This is a genomic window from Rathayibacter tanaceti (assembly GCF_001634385.1).
Lineage (GTDB): Bacteria > Actinomycetota > Actinomycetes > Actinomycetales > Microbacteriaceae > Rathayibacter > Rathayibacter tanaceti.
Map to the genome: position 1 here is coordinate 1 of NZ_LIIN01000226.1, position 2151 is coordinate 2151.

Consider the following 2151-nt stretch of genomic DNA (forward strand, 5'->3'; position numbering starts at 1 on the left):
GGCCGGGCCCTCGTCGTGCGTGCGCCTCAGGGCAGGCTCGGGACGGGCGCCTCCAGCAGCGCCCGCGCCGACGCGGCCAGCTCGCGCACGGGAGTGTCGCCGAGCACCGGCCCGGCGACCAGCCGCGAGTTCAGCCCGATCAGCACTGCCCCGGGGGTGCGCTGAACGTTGAGCTTCTCGCGGGCCGAGGCGACGCCGTAGACGGCCCGGTCGAGCAGCTCGGGATGCGCGTCCTCGAAGACCGAGCGCGCACTGCTCACCGCGAAGACGAGCACCGGCCCGTCGGGGCCGAGCGTCTCGATCAGCTCGGCGCTGTCGGACAGCAGACCCTCGCACGAGCCGCAGCCCGTCTTCACGAACACCAGCAGGACCGGCCGGTGCGCCACCAGCATCAGCGACTCGACGACCTCGCCGTCCGGGCCCACGACCTCGAAGGAGGGTGCCGTCCGGTAGCCGCCCGGCTCGATGACGTGCTCCTGACTCGGCAGCTCGACCGTCTGCCCGGGCGTAGCGGCTGTCGCTGCGCGAACGCGGTCGTCGGCGGTCAGCCGGGTCACCAGCAGCCCGGCGATCGCGGTCACGGCGGCCACGGCAAGCCAGAGGCGGCCCTCAGTGTCGCCCAGCACGTCGAGCGGAGTCGGAGCTCCGAGCACCCCGCCGATCACGGCTCCGACGGCCGCGGCCAGCAGTGCGGTGTTGCGGGCGACCAGCCCGGGCCCGACGCGGGTGCTGCCGCCCGCTCCGAAGCAGCCGCAGTCGAAGTCGTCGCCGCGTCGCCAGGCCCGCCCGGTCAGCGCGACGAAGCCGGCGAGAACGAGGGCCGCGGCGGAGGCGGCGGCCACCGACCAGGGCGACGGAGCGACGAGGACGGCCACTCCCAGCGCGAGCTCCATCGCGGTGAACAGCCCGGCGGTGACCGGAGTGGCGAGGGCGCGCGGGATGCCGAAACGCTGCGCCGCCTCGGCGAGCGCGGTCGCTCCTCGGATCTTCGCGGCGCCGGAGGCGAGGAACGCGGCTCCGACGATCACGGGGAGGAGTGCGAGCGCGGACATGGGACCTCCGGGGGCGGGAGCGGGCGCCGCGGATCCCGGCGCTGTGCCCGTCGATCCTCCCCGCCCCGGAGGCTCGACCGGTCGCGCTGGCGCGCAACGCGAAGTGGCGGGCGGGCCGCAGCCCTCCGGCTCCGACCCGCCCGCCTCCGCCCCGGCCGCCTCGACGGCGACCGGACCGCTCAGCTCTGCGGCGGCGAGTAGAACTGGAGGTCGTTGCCCTCCGAGTCCTTGAACGGGAGGATTCGGCCCCACTCGTGGTCGCTGATCTCCCCCTCGATCGAGGCGCCGCGCGCCTTCAGGCGCTCCAGCTCGTCCTCGATCGAGCCCTCGGGCTGGAACGAGATCACGGCGCCGCCCTGCTCGGCGACCGTGGCGGACTCCCGGGCGTTCAGGCCGATCATCAGCCCGCCCGCGTCCAGCTCCGACCAGTCGGCGGAAGTGTCCTTCACCTCAAGGCCGAGCGTGTCGCGGTAGAACGCGACGCCCGCTCCATGTCGGTGACCGGAACCCAGACCGTTGCGACTCCTGATGCCATGTCGTGCTCCTTCGCTCGATGATGTGACTCTCGACGCTAGGTCGGGTGTGGGCTCAGCGGGGGCCCTTGCGCCGGCGGGTGGAGGCTGCTCTCGCGCGGGCGCCCACGTGTCAGAACGCAGCGGGATGACGGACGGCGTCGAGGGTGCGGAGGACCAGGGTCGGCGTGGTGAGGCCGGTGACGCGGAGCTGCGCAGGAGTCCGGTTTCGGCGAACCGGTCATCGGTCGGAACCGGTCGTGGTCGGCGCTCGGCGTGTCAGCGAGTCCTCCGGTCGAGCGAAGAGTCGATCTCCTGTCCTCGCGTCTGGTCTCGACTCGTCGGGACGACGTCGGTGCGCGCCTCGGCGCGGTCGGCATCGCGAGCGTCCGCCTTCCCGCCAGTGGCGCGAACTCCGGGCGGTGCTCCCGCCACGGACGCGCGGAACGTGCGGTAGCTGGGGAAGCCCGAGCGGCGGGCCACCGCTTCGAGCTCGGCGCGCCCCGGCCGGTCGAGGGCGGTGAGGAGGCGACGGGCCGTCCGCACGCGCGCCTCGCGCAGGGCGAGGGCCGGTGGGACGCCGGAGG

3 protein-coding genes are annotated in these 2151 nt (G+C 74.3%); all 3 read right to left on the reverse strand.

Annotation, left to right across the window (positions count from 1 at the left end; genetic code table 11):
• Positions 1-26 precede the first annotated feature (26 nt).
• A complete protein-coding gene (locus ACH61_RS15155) occupies positions 27-1052 on the reverse strand; it encodes a MauE/DoxX family redox-associated membrane protein (RefSeq protein ID WP_068213652.1) in 1026 nt (341 codons plus the stop codon).
• A gap of 179 nt (positions 1053-1231) precedes the next feature.
• The gene (locus ACH61_RS15160; protein ID WP_236713718.1) at positions 1232-1501 is read right to left on the reverse strand and encodes a VOC family protein; all 270 of its coding nucleotides are present in this window, start codon (positions 1499-1501) and stop codon (positions 1232-1234) included.
• A gap of 342 nt (positions 1502-1843) precedes the next feature.
• Positions 1844-2151: hypothetical protein (locus tag ACH61_RS17630; protein WP_161489684.1), on the reverse strand; the 308-nt coding region annotated here is incomplete at its 5' end.